This window comes from Agromyces solani (assembly GCF_058349925.1).
The window spans coordinates 914,159-933,070 of sequence record NZ_JBYRER010000001.1; the positions used below are offsets into that span (position 1 = coordinate 914,159).

At 73.3% G+C, this 18,912-nt stretch carries 18 protein-coding genes; 9 read left to right on the plus strand and 9 right to left on the minus strand.

From position 1 onward, the window contains the following. The first annotated feature begins 24 nt into the window (after window positions 1-24). The 3 genes from AC3RJ7_RS04240 to AC3RJ7_RS04250 all read left to right on the plus strand — a co-directional run bounded on the left by AC3RJ7_RS04240 (window position 25) and on the right by AC3RJ7_RS04250 (window position 2,974). Window positions 25-957 (plus strand): DnaJ domain-containing protein, encoded by a 933-nt coding sequence (locus tag AC3RJ7_RS04240; RefSeq protein ID WP_491454577.1) that lies wholly within the window; start codon window positions 25-27, stop codon window positions 955-957. A gap of 110 nt (window positions 958-1,067) precedes the next feature. After that, window positions 1,068-2,375, plus strand: a complete 1,308-nt coding sequence (locus AC3RJ7_RS04245) for a M18 family aminopeptidase (protein WP_491454578.1) — start codon at window positions 1,068-1,070, stop codon at window positions 2,373-2,375. A gap of 83 nt (window positions 2,376-2,458) precedes the next feature. Then, window positions 2,459-2,974, plus strand: coding sequence for a rhodanese-like domain-containing protein (locus AC3RJ7_RS04250; RefSeq protein WP_491454579.1), 516 nt, complete (start codon window positions 2,459-2,461; stop codon window positions 2,972-2,974). Window positions 2,975-2,995: 21 nt separating this feature from the next. Here the strand turns inward: AC3RJ7_RS04250 and AC3RJ7_RS04255 are convergent, their stop codons facing one another. Both AC3RJ7_RS04255 and AC3RJ7_RS04260 read right to left on the minus strand, forming a co-directional pair. Continuing rightward, entirely contained in the window at window positions 2,996-3,193 is a 198-nt protein-coding gene (locus AC3RJ7_RS04255) for a hypothetical protein (RefSeq protein ID WP_491454580.1), read from the minus strand. Between the two features lie 61 nt (window positions 3,194-3,254). After that, window positions 3,255-4,649, minus strand: a complete 1,395-nt coding sequence (locus AC3RJ7_RS04260; protein WP_491454581.1) for an L-serine ammonia-lyase — start codon at window positions 4,647-4,649, stop codon at window positions 3,255-3,257. A 197-nt stretch (window positions 4,650-4,846) separates the two neighbouring features. On the opposite strand from AC3RJ7_RS04260, the gene AC3RJ7_RS04265 reads away from it, so the two are divergent. Together AC3RJ7_RS04265 and AC3RJ7_RS04270 are read left to right on the plus strand one after the other, a co-directional pair. Continuing rightward, window positions 4,847-5,863, plus strand: a complete 1,017-nt coding sequence (locus AC3RJ7_RS04265; protein WP_491454582.1) for an ATP-binding cassette domain-containing protein — start codon at window positions 4,847-4,849, stop codon at window positions 5,861-5,863. Further along, on the plus strand, window positions 5,860-6,675 hold the full coding sequence (locus AC3RJ7_RS04270; protein WP_491454583.1) for an ABC transporter permease: 816 nt from the start codon (window positions 5,860-5,862) through the stop codon (window positions 6,673-6,675). Before AC3RJ7_RS04265 ends, AC3RJ7_RS04270 begins: the two co-directional genes overlap by 4 nt. 60 nt (window positions 6,676-6,735) lie before the next feature. Here the strand turns inward: AC3RJ7_RS04270 and AC3RJ7_RS04275 are convergent, their stop codons facing one another. Further along, on the minus strand, window positions 6,736-10,077 hold the full coding sequence (locus tag AC3RJ7_RS04275) for an AfsR/SARP family transcriptional regulator (RefSeq protein ID WP_491454584.1): 3,342 nt from the start codon (window positions 10,075-10,077) through the stop codon (window positions 6,736-6,738). Window positions 10,078-10,146: 69 nt separating this feature from the next. Between AC3RJ7_RS04275 and AC3RJ7_RS04280 the strand changes: the two genes are divergently transcribed. After that, entirely contained in the window at window positions 10,147-11,181 is a 1,035-nt protein-coding gene (locus tag AC3RJ7_RS04280; protein WP_491454585.1) for a GNAT family N-acetyltransferase, read from the plus strand. A gap of 29 nt (window positions 11,182-11,210) precedes the next feature. On the opposite strand, the gene AC3RJ7_RS04285 is transcribed toward AC3RJ7_RS04280, so the two are convergent. From AC3RJ7_RS04285 to AC3RJ7_RS04295, 3 genes are all read right to left on the minus strand, one after another. Then, window positions 11,211-11,642, minus strand: a complete 432-nt coding sequence (locus AC3RJ7_RS04285; protein ID WP_491454586.1) for a GNAT family N-acetyltransferase — start codon at window positions 11,640-11,642, stop codon at window positions 11,211-11,213. A 67-nt stretch (window positions 11,643-11,709) separates the two neighbouring features. Beyond that, the gene (locus AC3RJ7_RS04290; protein WP_491455225.1) at window positions 11,710-12,201 is read right to left on the minus strand and encodes a CoA-binding protein; all 492 of its coding nucleotides are present in this window, start codon (window positions 12,199-12,201) and stop codon (window positions 11,710-11,712) included. 119 nt (window positions 12,202-12,320) lie between these two features. Continuing rightward, window positions 12,321-13,616 (minus strand): O-acetylhomoserine aminocarboxypropyltransferase/cysteine synthase family protein, encoded by a 1,296-nt coding sequence (locus AC3RJ7_RS04295; protein WP_491454587.1) that lies wholly within the window; start codon window positions 13,614-13,616, stop codon window positions 12,321-12,323. A 187-nt stretch (window positions 13,617-13,803) separates the two neighbouring features. Between AC3RJ7_RS04295 and AC3RJ7_RS04300 the strand changes: the two genes are divergently transcribed. Beyond that, a complete protein-coding gene (locus tag AC3RJ7_RS04300) occupies window positions 13,804-14,133 on the plus strand; it encodes a DMT family transporter (protein ID WP_491428616.1) in 330 nt (109 codons plus the stop codon). 13 nt (window positions 14,134-14,146) lie between these two features. Here the strand turns inward: AC3RJ7_RS04300 and AC3RJ7_RS04305 are convergent, their stop codons facing one another. Both AC3RJ7_RS04305 and AC3RJ7_RS04310 read right to left on the minus strand, forming a co-directional pair. Further along, the gene (locus AC3RJ7_RS04305) at window positions 14,147-14,530 is read right to left on the minus strand and encodes a hypothetical protein (protein ID WP_491454588.1); all 384 of its coding nucleotides are present in this window, start codon (window positions 14,528-14,530) and stop codon (window positions 14,147-14,149) included. Beyond that, window positions 14,527-15,513, minus strand: a complete 987-nt coding sequence (locus AC3RJ7_RS04310) for an NAD(P)-dependent alcohol dehydrogenase (RefSeq protein ID WP_491454589.1) — start codon at window positions 15,511-15,513, stop codon at window positions 14,527-14,529. The genes AC3RJ7_RS04305 and AC3RJ7_RS04310 overlap by 4 nt, the downstream gene beginning before the upstream one ends. A gap of 148 nt (window positions 15,514-15,661) precedes the next feature. Here AC3RJ7_RS04310 and AC3RJ7_RS04315 point away from each other — a divergent pair, with 148 nt between their 5' ends. Then, window positions 15,662-16,327 carry a TetR/AcrR family transcriptional regulator gene (locus tag AC3RJ7_RS04315; RefSeq protein ID WP_491454590.1) on the plus strand — a complete coding sequence of 222 codons (666 nt, stop codon included), beginning with the start codon at window positions 15,662-15,664 and terminating at the stop codon, window positions 16,325-16,327. A gap of 43 nt (window positions 16,328-16,370) precedes the next feature. On the opposite strand, the gene AC3RJ7_RS04320 is transcribed toward AC3RJ7_RS04315, so the two are convergent. Beyond that, window positions 16,371-17,975: a dolichyl-phosphate-mannose--protein mannosyltransferase gene (locus tag AC3RJ7_RS04320; protein WP_491454591.1), complete on the minus strand. Its 1,605-nt coding sequence runs from the start codon at window positions 17,973-17,975 to the stop codon at window positions 16,371-16,373. A gap of 29 nt (window positions 17,976-18,004) precedes the next feature. Here AC3RJ7_RS04320 and rsmI point away from each other — a divergent pair, with 29 nt between their 5' ends. Further along, the gene (gene rsmI, locus AC3RJ7_RS04325; protein WP_491454592.1) at window positions 18,005-18,829 is read left to right on the plus strand and encodes a 16S rRNA (cytidine(1402)-2'-O)-methyltransferase; all 825 of its coding nucleotides are present in this window, start codon (window positions 18,005-18,007) and stop codon (window positions 18,827-18,829) included. Window positions 18,830-18,912 lie beyond the last annotated feature (83 nt).

The window sequence follows — 18,912 nt, forward strand, 5'->3', positions numbered from 1 at the left end:
CGTGCTCGCAACGAAAGCGAGCCAATGCCCGAGAGCCCCCTGTCAGCGTCGCCGTACGAACTGCTCGGCGTCTCAGCCGATGCCGACGAGGCGACCCTGCGCGCCGCCTACCGTCGCGCCCTGCGCGAGGCGCACCCCGACACGGGCGGCGATCCGGCGAAGTTCCACGCCGTGCAGTCGGCATGGGCGCTCGTGGGCACCCCGACCGCTCGGGCCGCGTTCGACCGGGGTCGCGGCACGGCCGGCACCGCGCCGAGCCGTGAGGCATGGGCGCCCGCCGCACCCCGCCCCCGACGCGACTCGCGCCCGCTCGCGAGATCGTACGGGCACCCGGGCGGGCTCTCGCGCGAGCGATACCTGGAATCCATCCGCGAGTGGGTCGGTCGCGGGGCCGAACTGCCCGATCCGTACGACCCGGCGCTCGTGCGCGGCGCGCCCCGCGACATCCGGCACCTCCTCGCCGACGCGCTCGCCGAGGAGGCGACCGCGCGGTCGCTCTCGACGCTCGGCATCGCCTACACGATCTGGCACGACCTCGCGACGGATGCCGCGGGGCACGGCCTGCCGCCGAAGCTCGACCACCTCGTGCTCGGGCCGACCGGGCTCTTCGCGATCCAGTCGGAGGACTGGGGCGGGCCGGTCGCGCTCAAGCGCGGCGAGCTCGTCGGCGAAGCGCTCGCGGGCGAGCGGCCGTTCAAGGCGCTCGCGGCGCGGGCCAAGGCCGTCGGGCGGGCCGCGAAGGCCAGGCCGACGGCGCTCATGATCGTCGTGCCCGACGAGCACGCGGCGGAGCCGCTGGAGCTCGGCGGGTCGGTGCGCGGCGCGGTCGTCGCGCTGGTGCGGCGCTCACGGCTCGCGAGTGCGATCCGCGAGGGGCTGCCCGGGTCGGCCCACCTCGGCGGCACCGAGGTCATGGAGGTGCGTTCGCGCCTGCAGGCCGTCGTGCGGTTCGCCTGACCCCCGCACGTCCGATGGCACCCGGCGTTCGATCGCGCCGACCTCGATCGTGCGCGGTCCACGGTCGCCTCCGGTTCGCCCGCGCGCGCCTCGCAGTGTTGGATGGAGGCATGCCGACCGACACCGCCGCATCCCGCTCCCTGCCCGACCTCGACGACTACATCGTCGACTTCGCGAGCTTCGTGCAGGCCTCGCCCTCGTCGTACCACGCCGCCGCCGAGGTCGCCCGTCGCCTCGAGGAGGCCGGGTTCGAGCGCCTCGACGAGACCGCGGCCTGGCCCACGGGGCCGGGCCGCCGCGTCGTCGTCCGCGACGGGGCGGTCATCGCGTGGGTGCAGCCCGAGGGCGCGGGTCCGACCACGCCGTACCGCATCCTCGGCGCCCACACCGACTCGCCCTCGTTCAAGCTCAAGCCGAACGGCCAGACCGTCAGCGAGGGCGTGCTGCAGGCCTCGGTCGAGGTGTACGGCGGGCCGCTCCTCAACAGTTGGCTCGACCGCGAGCTCGAGCTCGCCGGACGCATCGCGACCGCCGACGGCGGCGTGCACCTCGTGCGCACCGGACCGATGCTGCGCATCCCGCAGCTCGCCATCCACCTCGACCGCGAAGTGAACTCCAAGGGGCTCCACCTCGACAAGCAGCGACACACCCAGCCGATCTGGGGGGTCGTCGCCGGCGACGAGGAGGTCGACCTGCTGGCGGAGCTCGCCGCCGCGGCCGGCGTACCCGGCATGGACGTCGTGGGTCACGACGTGCTCGTCGCCGACACCGCCGCACCCGCGCGGTTCGGGCGCTCGGGCGAGCTGTTCGCCTCGGGCCGCATGGACAACCTGACCTCGGTGTACGCGGGGCTCGTCGCGATCCTGCGGGCCCCCGCCGATGCCGGGCACGTGAGCGTGCTCGCGGCGTTCGACCACGAGGAGCTCGGGTCCGAGTCGCGGTCGGGGGCGAGCGGTCCGTTCCTCGAGGACGTGCTCGGACGCATCGCCTCGGGGGTCGGCGCATCCGACGACGAGCGGCGCCGCGCGTTCGCGGCGAGCTGGATCGTCTCGTCCGACGCCGGGCACGCCGTGCACCCGAACTACCACGAGCGCCACGACCCGGCGAACCGACCCGTGCTCGGCGGCGGGCCGCTGCTGAAGCTCAACGCCAACCAGCGGTATGCCACCGACGCGGTCGGGGCCGCGCTGTGGGCGGGCGTGTGCCGCCGCGCGGGCGTGGAGGCGCAGCCGTTCGTCTCGAACAACGCGATCCCGTGCGGGTCGACGATCGGGCCGCTCGCGGCGACCCGGCTCGGCATCCGCACGGTCGACGTCGGCGTGCCGCTGCTCTCGATGCACTCGGCGCGCGAACTCGCCCACGTCGACGACCTCGCCGCCCTCGGCGCGGCCGTGACGGAGTTCTTCGCCGAGGACTGAGCCGCGGCGGTTTGGCCGGAAGTCGCGCCGCGTTGGCGCGATTTCCGGCCCGCCGCCGACGTCGCGCCTGCCAGTCTGGGCGCATGACCGCAACGATCACGACCTCACCGCTCTTCGCCCACGTGGCCGACGCCGCGACGGCGGTCCGCCACTTCGAGGGGCGGCTCGCGTTCGAGACCGATGTCTCGGACGTCGCGGCCGGACTCGCCGCGGGCGACCCCGGGTTCGTGCTCGTCGACACCCGCAACGACGCCGCCTGGGCGCAGGGCCGGGTGCCCGGCGCCGTGCACCTGCCCGGCCGCCGCATCGCGGAGGAGGCGCCCGGGAGGCTGCCCGCCGGCACCCCGGTCGTCGTGTACTGCTGGGGTCCCGCGTGCAACGGGGCGACCCGGGCGGCGCTCGAGTTCGCCCGGCTCGGCCACCCGGTCAAGGAGATGATCGGCGGGTTCGAGTACTGGGTGCGCGAGGGGTTCGCCTATGCGACCGACGACGGGCTCGTGCAGCGCCCGGCGGACCCGCTCACGAACGTCGCCGCGGAAGGACCCGGCGGTTCGCCGGTCACCCCGGCCGAGGCATCCGGCATCACCTGCGCCTGCTGAGCCGCACGCGAGCCGGCCGGGTCAGCGCAGCGGGCCGCGCCGGCTCTCGAGCCAGAGCGTGTGCTCCTTGAGGCCGTTGCGCACGGCCGCCTTGATGATGAGGTAGCCGATCCACAGCATCAGGCCGAGCACGGCGAGGTAGATCACCAGGCCGATGACGAGGCCGATCAGGCCGGCGCCGAGGAAGTAGTTCGGATCGATCGTCGGGTCGCTTTCCATGGGGCCACCATGGCAGAAACGCGGCGGGTCCGGGAGAGCCCCCGAGTGGGGGACACGCGGTTCAGCACTCGATGACGTTGACGGCGAGGCCGCCCTCGCTCGTCTCCTTGTACTTCGTCATCATGTCGAGCCCGGTCTGCCGCATGGTCTCGATGACCGTGTCGAGCGAGACGAGGTGCGTGCCGTCGCCGTGCAGGGCGAGCCGCGCCGCCGACACGGCCGTCGACGCGGCGATCGCGTTTCGCTCGATGCACGGCACCTGCACGAGCCCGGCGACCGGGTCGCAGGTGAGCCCGAGGTGGTGCTCCATCGCGATCTCGGCGGCGTTCTCGATCTGCCGCGGGGTACCGCCGAGCACGGCGCACAGCGCGCCGGCGGCCATCGCACAGGCCGATCCGACCTCGGCCTGGCAGCCGCCCTCGGCACCCGAGATGGAGGCGTTCTTCTTCACGAGGCTCGCGATGGCCGAGGCGGTCAGCAGGAACCGGCGGATGCCCGCGCGGTCGGCGCCCGGCACGAAGCGCAGGTAGTAGTGGCCCACCGCGGGAAGGATGCCGGCGGCGCCGTTCGTCGGCGCGGTCACGACCCGGCCGCCCGAGGCGTTCTCCTCATTGACGGCGAGTGCGAAGGCGTGCAGCCATTCGGTGGAGGTGTCGCGCTGGGCGGTCGACTCGAGCTCGTTGCGGTCGTACTCCTCGAGGCGCCGGCGCACCTCGGGGGCGCGGCGCTTGACGCGGAGGCCGCCCGGGAGCGTGCCCTCGGTCTCGAGCCCGTGCTCGACGCACTCGGCCATCGCGTCCCAGATGGCGTCGAGCCCGGCGTCGATGCCGGCCTCGCCGTGGACGGCGACCTCGTTGTGGCGGGCGACGTCGCAGAACGAGACGCCGTGCTCCTCGCAGAGCGCGAGCAGCTCGGCGGCGTTCGAGTAGGGCAGGGGATGCCGCAGCGCCTCGGCCTCGGCGGCGGGGTCGCCGTCGCGACGGATGAAACCGCCGCCGACGGAGTAATAGGTCTCCTCGGCGATCGGCAGCGGACCCTCGCCGAACGCCTGCAGGGTCATCGCGTTCGGGTGGCCGGGGAGGCGCGTGCGCGGCTCGAGCGAGATGTCGCTCTGGCGCAGCCGGATCGGCTGCGTGCCGAGCAGGGCGATCTCGGCGCCGGCCTCGCCGGCGTCGGCGAGGCGGGTCCAGGCGTCGCGCACGTCGTCGGGATCGCAGTCGTGCGGCTCGAGGCCGGCGAGGCCGGCGACCACGGCGTCGGGCGTGCCGTGACCGAGGCCGGTGGCGCCGAGCGAACCGTAGAGCGAGCACGACACGCGCGTGACGTCGCCGAGCGCACCGCGGGCCGCGAGCGACTCCACGAACATGCGGGCCGCCCGCATGGGGCCGACGGTGTGCGAACTCGAGGGGCCGATCCCGATCGAGAAGAGATCGAGGGCAGAGACGAACGCTGTCACGCTTCAAGGGTACGTCCCCCGGCGCGCACGGATGCCGCTCCGGGTCGAAGAATCGTGCGTCCCCGGGTGCCGGCGCGCAATTCGGCGACAGCTTCCTCGACGACACGGCCGGGGCGGCCCGGGTCGCGGCCTCCGTGACAGCGCCGTGCCAGCGCCGCGACAGCGCGCCGGAAGCACGTGCCGCGAGCATGATCGGCATGGACATCACCACACGAGCCCAGAGCGACTGGGCGATCGAGGCCGACGGCCTCGTCAAGGTCTTCGGCGAGAACCGCGCGGTCGACGGCGTCGACCTGCGCGTCGCGACCGGGACCGTCTACGGCGTGCTCGGCCCGAACGGGGCCGGCAAGACGACCACCATCTCGATGCTCGCGACGCTGCTGCGCCCCGACGCCGGCTCGGCGCGCATCTTCGGCCACGACGTGCAGGGCGAGGCGCAGGTCGTGCGCCAGCTGATCGGCGTCACGGGGCAGTACGCCTCGGTCGACGAGACGCTGTCGGCGACGGAGAACCTCGTACTCTTCTCGCGGCTGCTCGGCCTCGGCCGACGCGAGTCGAAGCGCAAGGCGTCGGAGCTCCTCGAGGAGTTCGGACTCACCGAGGCGGCGAAGCGCCCGCTCAAGCAGTTCTCGGGCGGCATGCGGCGCCGACTCGACCTCGCGGCGAGCCTCATCGCCCAGCCGCCGCTCATCTTCCTCGACGAGCCGACGACGGGCCTCGACCCGCGCACCCGCGCCCGCATGTGGGAGACCATCCGCCGGCTCGTCGCGACGGGGTCGACCGTGCTGCTCACGACGCAGTACCTCGACGAGGCCGACCAGCTCGCCGATCGCATCGCCGTCATCGACCGCGGACGCGTCGTCGCCGAGGGCACGGGCGACGAGCTCAAGGCCTCGGTGGGCGAGTCGAGCCTGCAGCTGCGGCTCGTCGACCCGCGCGACCTCGGCGACGCCCGGGCCGCGATCGAACGCGTGCTGGGCGTGCGCGCCACCGCGAGCCCCGAGGCCGCGCGGCTCACCGCGCCCATGCAGGACGCCGACCTCGTCGCGGAGCTCCTCGTCACGTTCCGCGACGCGGGCATCCACCTCGCCGAGCTCAGCGTGCAGAAGCCGACGCTCGACGAGGTCTTCCTCACCCTCACCGGCCACACCGCCGAGTCCGAGCAGGACGGCGGCGAGGCATCCGAACTCGAACTCGAAGGGAGCCGCGCATGACCACCGCGACCATCGTGCCGGGCGCCGCCCGCACGCTCAAGAACCACGTCTCGTTCGGCCAGACGGTGCGCAACTCGTTCAGCATGGCCTGGCGCGGCCTGCTCAAGATCAAGCGCACGCCCGAGCAGCTCATCGACGTCACCGTGCAGCCGATCCTGTTCACGGTCATGTTCACGTTCATCTTCGGCGGTGCGATCGCGGGCGACGCGATGACGTACCTGCCGTTCCTCCTGCCGGGCATCCTCGTGCAGACCGTCATCACGACCTCGGTCGTCACGGGCGTGCAACTGCGCGAGGACATGGACAAGGGCGTCTTCGACCGGTTCCGCTCGCTGCCGATCGCGCGGGTGGCCCCGCTCGCGGGGGCACTGCTCGCCGACACCGTGCGCTACGGCATCGCGACCGTGCTCACCTTCGCCACCGGGTACGCGATGGGCTACCGGCCCGAGGCCGGCCTCGGCGGCGTCGTCACGGCGAGCCTCGTGGTCGTCGTCGCGGCGTGGTCGCTCAGCTGGATCTTCGCGTTCTTCGGCGTGATCGCGCGCTCGGCAGGGTCGGTGCAGGGCATCTCGTTCCTGATCCTGTTCCCGCTGACGTTCCTCTCGAACGCGTACGTGCAGGCCGACACGATGCCCGACTGGCTGCAGTGGTTCGTGGACGTCAACCCGGTCTCGCATCTCGTGACCGCGGCGCGCGGCATCACGATGGGCACCGACGTGACGGGCGAGCTGCTCGCGACCCTCGTGGGGGCGGCCGTCGTCGTCGCGATCTTCGCCCCGCTCACGGTGCGCGCGTACATGCGCAAGGCCTGAAGGGCGGATGCCTCGGGGCCGGCGCTCCCACCGTGCCGACGCCCGCACGGCGGGTGAGGGTCAGGCCGAGGTCCCCGGGCCGCCGGGCGCGACGGGCGCTGCGAGCAGTCGCAGGGCCCGTTCGGCGCGCTCGGGCTGGGTGAGGTCGGCGTTCCCGGCCCGCGCCTGCTCGAGGGCCGCCGCGCCCGCGAGGCGCTCGGCCGCGGCGAGGTGGGGTTCGAGGCGGAGCGCCGGGAGGTCCTGCCGGGGGTGCAGTCGTTCGGCGAGGGCGAGCAGTTCGACGGCGCGCGCACGCAGGGGCGGATGGTGCATCGCCCACGCCGACCAGCCGAGCGCGGCCGTGCCCAGCACGGGCTTGTCGGTGAAGGCCGGCCAGGCGCGGTGGAGCGCGACCGTGCGGTTGCGGACGCGGGCCGCCCAACGGCCGGCGTCGTCGGCGTCGCGACCGTCGAATGCGGCCGCCGAGACGACGTCGGCGAGCACCATCAGGTACCACGGCGTCGAGCGATCGTGGACGCCGAACGAGTCGACCGCCTCCCGGGCATGCCGGCCGGCGTCGGCCATACGTCCCTCGGCCCGCGCGAGCTCGGAACGGCCCAGCGCGCCGACCGTGGTGAGGGCGAGGCCGTCCGCGGTGCGCCGCTCGCTCGCCGCCAACTCGTCGAGCAGCGTGCGCGCCTCGTCCAGCCGGCCCGCCGAGAGCAGGTTGCCCGCGCGCATCCACTCGAGCTGGAGCAGGTCGGGCTCCGCGTCGAGTGCGACGAGGCCCTCGGCCGCGACGTCCGACCAGTGCAGTGCCCGCTCGGGGTCGCCCGACTGGCTCGCGAGCTGCGCGATCATCATCGAGCTCATCGACTCGGCCCAGCCGTCGCCGAGGCGGCGCGCGAGCCGGTGGGCGCGCTGGGCGTACTCGATCGCGAGGGCGGGCTCGCCGGCGTTCTCGTCGAACTGGCAGCGCAGCAGCGCCCCGAGGAGCGCCGTCCCGTCGTCGGCCGAGTCGGACATGACGACGACGTCGTCGAGCGCGCCGTGGAGATCTCCGCGACCGATGACCCGCGCGATCGCGGTGAGCCACGGCGGCAGCGGCCACCCGTCGTCCAGATGCGAGCGCAACCGGGCGAGCGCCCGCGCGGCCCCGGGAGTGCTGTACGCGAGGGAGGTCCCCGCGGCGAACACCGCCGACATCGTCGCCGGCACGGCGAGCTCTCGTTCGTGCGCGCCGTGCCGGGTCGCCTCCAGCATCGCCTCGCCGAAGACGAGGATCTCCTCGTGCGCGCTGCGCACCTTCCAGAGGTAGCCGAGCGCTGCGTACAGCCGGAGCGCCGTCGGCACGCGCCGAGCGGCGTTGGCGTGGCGCAGGATCTCGACGAGGTTCTCCTCCTCGAGGCGCAGCACCCGCAGCGCCGCGAGCTGCGTCGCACCGCCGCCCACGTAGGGGAAGTCGGAGAGCCGCTCGGCCCAGCGGGCCATGGCGTCGCGCACGTCGGCGACCTCGCCGGCCCGCTCGAGGCGGAGCTGGCCGAACTCGCGCACCGTCTCGAGCATGCGGTACCGGGAGGCGCCCGTGAGCGGATCGTCGCGCACGGTGAGCAGCGATTGCTCGACGAGCCCGTCGAGCGCGTCGACGGCGGCCGTGCCGAGCGGCGCGGAGTCGAGCACCGCCTCGGCCGCGTCGAGGCCGAATCCGTCCACGAATCCCGAGAGGCGGGTCAGCGCGCGCTGCTCGTCGGGGGTGAGCAGCGCCCAGCTCCATTCGATGACGGCTTCGAGCGTGCGCTGCCGCGGCGGCGCGCTGCGGTCGCGCCCGGCCAGCAGGGCGAAGCGGTTGTCGAGACGCGACTCGATCTCGGTGACGGTCATGCTGCGCATGCGCGCTGCCGCGAGCTCGATCGCGAGCGGCAGGCCGTCGAGGCGCGCGCACAGCCGCTCGACGACGTCGCGGGGGAGCGCGGCGTCGGGGCGCACGGCGAGGGCGCGTTCGATGAAGAGCTGCACCCCCGGGCCCGGCTCGTCGTCGATGCGCACCGGCAGCGGTTCGAGCGGGTAGACCTGCTCGGCGCCGATCGCGATCGGGCTGCGGCTCGTCGCGAGCACGCGCAGCGTCGGCACGGCTGCGAGCAGGTCAGCCGTCCAGGCGGCGACGCCGTCGATGACCTGCTCGCAGTTGTCGAGCACGAGCAGCGTCGGCGCTTCGGAGAGGCGCGCCTCGATGCGCCGCCGCAGGTCGGGCCGGCCGGCGGCGTCGGACAGGCGCGACGACCGGGCCTCGCGCAACCCGAGGGCGGAGCCGAGCGCGAGCTCGACGTCGTCGTCGTCGCGGACGCCCGCGAGCTCGGCGACCGCGACGGCGGGGAGGTCCGAGCGTTCGGCGACGGCCTGCGCGACCCGCGTCTTGCCGAGGCCGCCGGCTCCGAGGATCGTCACGAGGCGATGCCCGGCGAGCAGCGCGGCGACCGCGTCGAGGTCGGTGTCGCGGCCGATGAGGCGGTTCGGGGCGGCGCGCAGGCCCAGCCGGGTTCGGCCGTCGGCGACGGGATCGAGTGCGCGGGTCAGCTCCACGGTGACGGATGTCCCGGGGCGGGCGTCCGGCTCCGGCACGAGCACGGTCGCGGGTGCCGGAGCGGCTGCTGACGGTTCGGCGCCGTCGTCGAGCAGTCGTGCATTGAGGTCGACGAGGTGCGCCCCGGGCGAGACGCCGAGCTCGTCGCGCAGCGCCGCACGGATCCGGGCGAACACCGCGAGCGCATCGGTCCGCCGGCCGGCCGCGGCGAGGGCCGAGATGAGCGAGCCGTGCAGCTGCTCGTCGAGCGGGGCGGCCGCCGCGAGCGGGGTGAGCGCGTCGATCGCGGCCTCGGCGTCGCCGGCGTCGAGCAGGCAACGTGCGCGGAACTCGAGCAGGCCGATGCGACGGGCCCCGGCACGACCGGCCAGCTCGGCGCCGATCGGTGCGGAGCCGAGGTCGAGGCCCGGCTCGCCCCGCCACAGTGCGAGGGCCTCGTCGAGGACGTCGATCGCGGCACGCGGGTCGCCGGACCGCGCGAGCTCGGCGGCGCGCAGGCCGAGGTCGCCGGCGAGCCCGAGGTCGGTCTCGTCGAGGTCGACGTCGAGCGCGTACCCGCCGGGGCGCGACACGACGAGCCCAGGGGCGCTCGCGGAGCGCACGCGCGACACGAGTGATTGCAGCGCGGCGCGCTCGTTCGCCGGGCGTTCATCGCCCCACACGTCGTCGGCGATCGCGTCGATGCCGTGGGTGCGTCCGGCCCCGCGGCCGTCGGGGCCGACGAGCGCGGCGAGGAGAGCCTTCGCGAGCGCGCCGGCGGGCTCGGTCGGCTCGCCCGACCGACCCTCGACGAGGACCGGGCCGAGCAGCGCGACGCGGAGGTCGCGGCGGTCGGTCAGCACGCGTCGAGCCTACCGGCGGCGACCGTCGTCGGGCCGTCGTGCGGGCGGGTGGGCCTAGGCTGGCTGACGATGTCGAACGCCGCCCGGACCTCGCCCGCCTCCGCGACCATCCGCCCGGTCCGGGCGGAGGAGTCCGCCGCCGAGACGGCGGTCATCGCGCGCGCGTTCGCCGCCGGGCCCTACGGGCACCTGCCGAAGGGTGCCGAGCGCGCGGCGTTCGAGGCCGACACCGCCGGGCGGGCGGACGACGGCGCGGTGCTCGTCGCGATCGACGCCGGCGGCGCCGTCGTCGGCACCGCGAGCGTGCTGCGGGCGGGCACTCGCTACTCGCGCGTCGCGAGGCCGGGCGAGGTCGAGGTCCGGCTGATCTCCGTCGACCCGGCCGCGCAGGGTGGCGGTCTGGGCGCCGCGCTCACGCGGGCGAGCCTCGAGGTGGCGCTCGAGTGGGGCGCCTCCGCCCTCGTGCTCGACACCGGCCGCCGCAACACGCGGGCCCAGGCGCTCTACGAGCGACTCGGCTTCGATCGCTCTCCCGATCGCGACGCGGCCGTCGGCGCCGACGTCGACTCGGTCGTCTACCGGTACCCGCTGCAGTCGCGCGACGACGTCGTGGTCCGGCTCATGCGCGTCGACGAGGGCGACTCGGTCGCCGCGCTCGTCGAGAACGCCTACGCGGCCGACTTCGAACTCAGCGAGGGCTACCGCGCCGACATCGTCGCCGTCGCCGAGCGGGCGCGCGACCACCGGGTGTGGGTCGCCGTCGACACGGCGACGGGCGGGCTGCTCGGCACGGCCTCCACGCCGCGCGCGGGCGCGACGATGTCGCCGGTCGCGCAGCCGGGCGAGCTCGACTTCCGCTTCCTCGGCGTCGCGCCCGACGCGCGCGGCCGCGGCGTCGGCGAGACGCTCGTGCGGCACGTGCTGCTCCTCGCCCGAATCAGGGGCGTCGAGCGGGTGGTGCTCAACACCGGCCCCGACATGCTGGCCGCCCAGCGGCTCTACGACCGGCTGGGGTTCACCCGCCTGCACGAACGCGAGTACCGCTTCGTCCGCCCCGACGGCACGGGGTTCCAGATGCTGGCGTACGGGCGGGACGCTGCCTGAGCAGCCGCCCGCCGCGCGGGCGTCCGCCGTCAGACGTTCGGGTCGGGCCCGACGCGCGCCAGCCAGTCCTCCGTGCGTCCGATCGGCGCGAAGCCTAACTTCTCGTACAGCCCGTGCGCGTCGCCCGTGATGAGCAGCACGCGCTTGAGGTGCAGCGGGTCGAGCTCGGCGAGCACGTACTCGACGAGGGAGACGCCGAGCCGCTCGCCGCGCGACTCGGGGTCGACGATCACGTCGCAGAGCCAGCCGAACGTGACCCCGTCGGTCACGACGCGCGCGTAGGCGAGCTGCGCCCCGGTGCCCCGGTCGTACACGCCGAAGTTCATCGACCCGTCGATCGCCGCGTCCTGCGTCTCGCGGGGCCGGCCGAGCGCCCAGTACGCGTGCTCCGAGAGCCAGCGGTGAACGAGCCCGCGGTCGAGTCTGGCGGGGTCGGTCGAGAACTCGAGGTCGCGGGGCATCGACCCAGCGTAGCGAGACGCGGCACGGGCGGGATGCCTCGGCCGAGGCATCCCGCCCGTGAGCGAGTCAGCGCACCGTCTTGCGCGACGTGATCTGCCCGGTGTCGAAGCCCAGCAGGTGCAGGCCGCCGTGGAAGCGGGCGTGCTCGACCTTGATGCAGCGGTCCATGACGACGGTGAGCCCCTGCTCCTCGCCGTAGTACGCGGCCTCCTCGTTCCAGATGCCGAGCTGCACCCAGATGGTCTTCGCACCCGCGGCGACGACCTCGTCGACGACCTTGGGAATGTCGCTGCCCTTGCGGAACACGACGACGACGTCGGGCACCTCTGGGAGGTCCTTCAGGCTCGCGTACGCCGGCTGCCCGAGGATCTCGGTCTCCATCGGGTTCACGAAGTACAGCCGGTAGTCGCTCGACTGCTGAAGATACGTGCCGACGAAGTAGCTCGAGCGCTGCGGCTTCGGCGAGGCGCCCACGATCGCGACCGACTTCGCGGCGTCGAGGATGCGCAGGCGCGCCTTCGCGTCGGGCCCGGTCCACGTGCGCTGCGAGCGGAGCAGCTTCGCGAGCGGCGAGTCGGCGGGAAGGTCGCAGCTCAGCCCGTTGACGAGACGCACGGTCTCCAGGTCGGATGCGTCGGCCGAGGCATCCCGGTCGATCGAAGCGGTGATGGTGTCGGTCACAGCGTGCCTCCTGTCGCAGCGGTGAGCGCCTGGTCCAGATCGTAGATGATGTCGTCGACGTCCTCGATGCCGACCGAGAGGCGCACGACGCCGGGCAGCACGCCCGCGTCGACGAGCTGCTGCTCGGTGAGCTGCGCGTGGGTCGTGGACGCCGGGTGGATGATGAGGGTCTTCGCATCGCCGATGTTCGCGAGGTGCGAGGCGAGGTTCACGTTCTCGATGAGCGCCTGGCCGACCCGGCGGCCGCCCTTCACCTCGAAGCTGAACACCGAGCCGGGGCCCTGCGGCAGGTACTTCTTCGCCCGGTCGTGGTGCGGGTGGTCCTCGAGGCCGGCCCAGAACACGCGCTCGACCCGCGGGTCCGCGGCGAGCCACTCGGCCACCGTGCGGGCGTTGTCGACGTGCGCCTGGATGCGGTACGGGAGCGTCTCGACGCCCTGCGCGAGCAGGAACGCCGAGTGCGGCGCGAGGGTCGGGCCGATGTCGCGCAGCTGCTCGGCGCGCAGGCGCGTGAGGAATGCGTACTCGCCGAAGTTGCCCGACCACTCGAGGCCGCCGTAGCTCGGCACGGGCTGGCCGAACAGCGGGAACTTCTCGGAGTGCCAGTGGAACCGGCCCGACTCGACGACGACGCCGCCGAGGGTCGTGCCGTGCCCGCCCAGGAACTTCGTCGCCGAGTGCGTGACGATGTCGGCGCCCCACTCGATCGGCCGGTTGAGGTACGGGGTCGCGATCGTCGAGTCGACGATGAACGGGATGCCGTGCGCGTGCGCGACGTCGGCGAGCGCCTCGAGGTCGGCGATCTCGCCCGAGGGATTCGCGATCGTCTCGACGAAGAGGGCCTTGGTGTTCTCCTGGATCGCAGCGGCGTAGTCGTCGGCGTCCGCACTCGCGACGAACGTGGTCTCGATGCCGAAGCGGCGGAGCGTCACGTCGAGCTGGGTGATCGAGCCGCCGTACAGGTTCGCCGACGCCACGATGTGGTCGCCGGCCCCGGCGAGCGACGCGAAGGTGATGTACTGCGCGGCGAGGCCCGAGGCGGTGGCCACCGCGCCGAGGCCGCCCTCGAGGCTCGCGACGCGCTCCTCGAAGCTCGCGACGGTCGGGTTCGCGAGGCGCGAGTAGATGTTGCCGTACTTCTGCAGGGCGAAGCGGGCCGCCGCGTCGGCGGTGTCGTCGAAGACGAAGGCGCTCGTCTGGTAGATCGGCAGCGCGCGGGCGCCCGTCACCTGGTCGGGGATGTTGCCCGCGTGGATGGCGCGGGTCTTGAAGCCGTATTCGCGGTCTGCCATGGAACGAACGCTACGCGTTCGCGGCGGTCGCCTCGCGGGCGAGTCGTAATGAACGGCAACGGATGCGTGCACAGGGGGTGATCAGGCCCGGTTGCTACCCTGAAGACCGGTCGCCCGATCCGCGACCGACCGGACGAGGGAACCCAGTACCCGGACACGACGACTGGCACTCAAGGAGTGAACAGTCATGGCATGGGTCATCCTCATCGCGTCCGGTGTGCTCGAGGCCGTCTGGGCCACCGCGCTCGGCAAGAGCGAGGGCTTCACGAAGCTCTGGCCGTCGGTGATCTTCTTCGGCGCCCTCGTCCTCTCGATGGGCGGGCTCGCGTGGGCGATGCGCGACATCTCGACCGGCACGGCCTACGCCGTGTGGGTCGGCATCGGTGCGGCGCTCACCGTCGTCTGGGCCATGGTCACGGGCGATTCGGATGTCTCGTGGCTGAAGCTCGCGCTCATCGCGGGCCTCGTCGGCTGCGTCATCGGCCTCAAGTTCGTCGACGGCGGTGCCGGTCACTAGTCGGCGTCGCCGATCAGGCCTCCGGGACCGGCTTCCAGGCGAGCGCCACCCAGATGACGAGCGCGTTGAAGGCGAAGCTCACGACGATGAGCACGTTGTCGTAGAGGCCCTTGTAGGGCAGGGCGGTCAGGTTGAACACCACGAGCGCCGCCGAGACGATGACGGTGATCCACTTGAGCGGCGTCGCGGGCACCATGAGCGACACCGTGATCATGACGATGGGCACGAGCATGATGAGCGCGGCAAGCAGCCACATCCAGCTTGCGGCGGGCTTGTCGTCGATCCGGCCCGGCTCGGCATCGCCCGAGAAGATGCGCAGCACGTCGCCGAGCAGGTAGACGAGCATGAGCGAGATCCAGCCGCCGGCGAGGATGATGCGGGTCGGGTCCATGGTCATGCCGCCTCGTCGGCCGAGCCGGCATCCGCGCGCGCGGACTCCTGCGGATGCAGCACGAGGTTGCCGACCTTTCGGCCCGAGTCGACGCGCGCGTGCGCCTCGGCGAGGCGGTCGAGCGGCAGCGTGTCGTCGATGACGACCCGCAGCACGCCTCGTTCGACGAGGTCGAGCAGCGTCGCGAAGTCCTCGGCGCGCTCGGGGGAGGTGCCCGTCTTCACCGGGCCATGGGAGGTGATCATCTCGCCGAGGCTCGCGACTGCGAGCAGCAGCCTGCCGCCGTCGGTGAGGAGCGGTCGCCCGGTCGCGGGGCTCAGCACGCCCACGGTGTCGAACACGACGTCGAAGCGCTCGCCGCTCGATGCGAGTGACTCGAGCGGCGTCGCGCGGTAGTCGACGACCCGGTCGGCGCCGAGCGCGGTGACGAGTTCGGCGTTCCGTGCGCTCGTGACGGCCGTGACCTTCGCCCCGAAGTGCTTCGCGAGCTGCACGGCGTTCGTGCCGACCGCGCCCGATGCGCCGACGACGAGCACGTGCTCGCCGGGCCGCAGCGCACCCTTGTCGCACAGGTAGTGGAGCGCCGTCGCGCCGCCGAACAGCACGCCGGCCGCGTCGTCGAACGGCACCGCGTCGGGGAGGCGCGCGAGCCGTGCCACCGGCACCGCGACGAGCTCGGCGTGCGCCCCCATGCGCGCGCCGGTCATGCCGCAGACGCGGTCGCCGACGGCGAACCCGGATGACGCGGCGCCGGTGCCGCCCGCGTTCGGGGCGCCGCCCGCGGCATCCGCACCGAGCGCCTCGACGACGCCGGCGAAGACGACGCCGAGCACCCCGGCGCGGGGGCCCTTCACGCCGAGGGCGAGCTTGCCCGGCAGGGCGAACCCGCGCGGGAATCGGGCGCCGCGGATGCGCGCGTCGCCCGAGTTGACGGTCGCCGCCATGACGCGCACGAGCGCCTCGCCGCGCTCCGCGACCGGGTCGGCCACGGTTTCGATCCGCACGACCGACGGCGGCCCGTATCGGTCGACCACTCCTGCACGCATGCTGCTCCCTTACACCTGTAAGTCTCTGTGTCGTTCACGATAGCCTTACGGTTGTAAGGACGCAAGTGGTGCGGGAGAACGGGGGCGAGGAATGTCGAGACGCGAACCGCTCAGCCGCGAGCGCATCATCGCCGCCGCCATGCAGGTGGCCGACGGCGGCGGCCTCGCGGCCGTCAGCATGCGCAGCGTCGGCAAGGCCCTCGGCGCAGAGGCGATGTCGCTCTACCACCACGTCTCCGGCAAGGAGGAACTGCTCGATCTCCTCGCCGACGCCGCGTTCGACGAGATCCCGCTGCTCGAGATCGGCACGCCGTGGCGCACCGCGATGACGTCGCGCGCCGACGCCATGCGGGCCGTGCTCAAGGCGCACTCCTGGGCGCTCGGCCTCCTCGAGTCGCGCTCGAATCCCGGGCAGGCCGTCATGCGGCACCACGACCGCGTGCTCGGCGTGCTGCGGAACGACGGCTTCGACCTCGCGCTCGCCGCGCACGCCTACTCGGCGCTCGACGCCTACATCTACGGCTTCGTCCTCACCGAGGTCAGCCTGCCGTTCACTCCGGAGACGGGCCCGGAGGCCTTCGCCGAGGGGCTCGAGCTGCCCGCCGACGAGTACCCGCACCTCGCCGAGATGCTCGAGCAGATGGTCCTCGGGCACGACTACGACTTCGGCGACGAGTTCGGCTACGGCCTCGACCTCGTGCTCGACCAGCTCGAACTGCGCCGCGCCGCGCTCGGCGCGGCGGGGCGCGCCGACTGACCTGTCGTCCGCCCGACGCTGCAGCGACCGGCGCCGTCCGGGCTCACCCCCAGGTCGGCAGCCAGAAGTGCAGCTGCCTGAGGATCGGCGCGAGCGGCACACCCGTCCAGATCGGCAGGAAGAACGCGGAGACGGCGATGACGACGGCGAGGTAGACACCGACCGTCCAGAGTCCGCCCTGCCGTCGCCAGCGCGGATCGGTCGGACGGCCGGCGACGATGCCGATGACGTACACGAGCGCGAGCACGAGGTACGGCTCGAACGCGATCGAGTAGAACTGGAAGACCGTGCGGTTCAGGTACATGAGCCACGGCAGGTAGCCGGCCGCGAGGCCGACGAGGATCGCCGCCGCCTGCCATTCCCGGTACCTCGCGAAGCGGTAGACGAGGTAGACGGCCGCGATCGCCGCCGCCCACCAGATCAGCGGATTGCCGACCTCGATGATCGACGAGACGCTGCCGTCGGCACCCTGGTCGTAGTACATGTTGGTGGGCCGGATCATGAAGAGCCACGTGAGCGGGTTCGACTGCCACGGGTGCTCGCTGTGCACGCCGACGTGGTAGTCGTAGGCGCTGTCGTGGTAGTGCCAGAGGCTCTGCAGCGACGTCGGCACCCAGGCGAGCCCGCCCGTCCAGGCGTTGCCCGCCTCGTCGGCCCAGTGCCGGTAGTAGCCGCCGTCGGTCGTGAGCCAACCGGTCCACGACGCCAGGTAGACGACCGCGGCCACCGGCACGAGCAGCACGAAGGTCGCCGGCGCCTGCTTGAGCAGCGCCGCGCTCGCCCAGAACGGCACGCCGGCGCGGCGACGGGCGAGCGCGTCGACGACGACGAGGTAGACCCCGAAGGCGGCGAGGAACCAGAGGCCCGACCACTTCACCGCCGTCGCGGCCCCGAACGCGGCGCCGGCGGCGACCACCCAGGGCCGGGCCCAGAGCGCCGGCCCGAAGTGCGGGTCGCGACCGGCGCCCCACTCGGCCGCCAGCCGACGGTCGAGGGCGCGTTCGGCGTACCCCCGGTCGAGCAGCACGAACCAGAAGCCGAGCAGGCAGAAGAGCATGACCCAGTTGTCGAGCAGCGCGACGCGCGACATCACGATCGCGTTGCCGTCGATCGCGAAGAGCAGGCCCGCGACGACCGCGAGCGACGTCGACGTGAAGAGGCGGCGGGCCACCATCGTGATGAGGAAGACCGCGATCGTGCCGGCCAGGGCCGTCGTCGCCCGCCACCAGAACGCGTCGCCGGCGCCGAACGCCGCCATCCCGAGCCCGATGAGCCACTTGCCGAGCGGCGGGTGCACGACGTAGGAGGGATCGTCGAGGTAGGTGTTCGGATCGCCCGCGGCGAAGTCGGCGTCGGCGCCGTCCGGCCAGGCCGACTCGTAGCCGTTGTGCCAGAGCGTCCACGCGTCCTTCACGTAGTAGGTCTCGTCGAACACGATCTGCTGCGGGTGGCCGAGCCCCCAGAAGCGCAGCACGGCGGCGACGAGCGTGACGAGGACGGGGCCGCCCCACGTCCAGAGCGCCCGGCGCCGCGGCGTCGCGGTCGCGGCCGCCCACCACTCGTCGAGCCGTGAACCGCGCGGCTCGTCGGCGTCGTCGACCTCGTCGAGTCGGGACCCCTTCGGCTCAACCGACTCGTCGACACTCATGCGCCCAACCCTAGGCCAGACTGGAACGCATGATCATCCTCGCGGCGACCCCCATCGGCAATCTCGGCGATGCGTCGGCGCGACTGCGCGAAGCGCTCGCGACGGCGACCGTCATCGCCTCCGAGGACACGCGCGTGACCCAGCGCCTGCTCTCCGCGCTCGGCATCGAGAACCGGCCGCGGCTCATCGCCCTGCACGAGCACAACGAGCGGCAGAAGTCGGCCGAGCTCGTCGATCTCGCCCGCGACGGCGACCTGCTCGTGCTGAGCGACGCCGGCATGCCGACGGTCTCCGACCCCGGCTTCCCGCTCGTCGCCGCCGCGGCTGCGGCGGGCGTCGTCGTGACCGCGATCCCCGGACCGTCCGCGGTCGTCACCGCGCTCGCCGTGTCCGGGCTGCCGACCGACCGCTTCGCGTTCGAGGGATTCCTGCCCCGGAAGGCGGGGGAGCGGTCGCGCCGGCTCGCCGAACTCGCGGGCGACCGCCGCACCCTCGTCTTCTTCGAGGCGCCGTCGCGGCTCGCGGCGAGCCTCGACGCGCTCGCCGAGGCGTTCGGCGCCGACCGCCCCGCGGCCGTCTGCCGCGAGCTCACGAAGCTCCACGAGGAGGTGCGCCGCGGTCCGCTCGGCGAGCTCGCGACGTGGGCCGCCGACGGCGTGCGCGGCGAGATCGTCGTGGTCGTCGGGGGTGCGGGCGAGGCGGTCGTCGACGCCGGGGCCGCCCTCGAGCGGGTGCTCGGCCTCGCCGCCTCGGGCACCCGTCTGAAGGACGCCGCGGGGCTCGTCGCCGCAGAGACGGGCCTCGGCAAGCGCGAGCTCTACGAGGCCGCGCTCGCAAGCCGCGACGGGCGCTGACACGGTACCTTCCCCGAAACCGGCTCGACGGGCAACCCCTGTCGCTCGACCCCCCGAGAGGGGGACAATGGAACCGTTCGCAC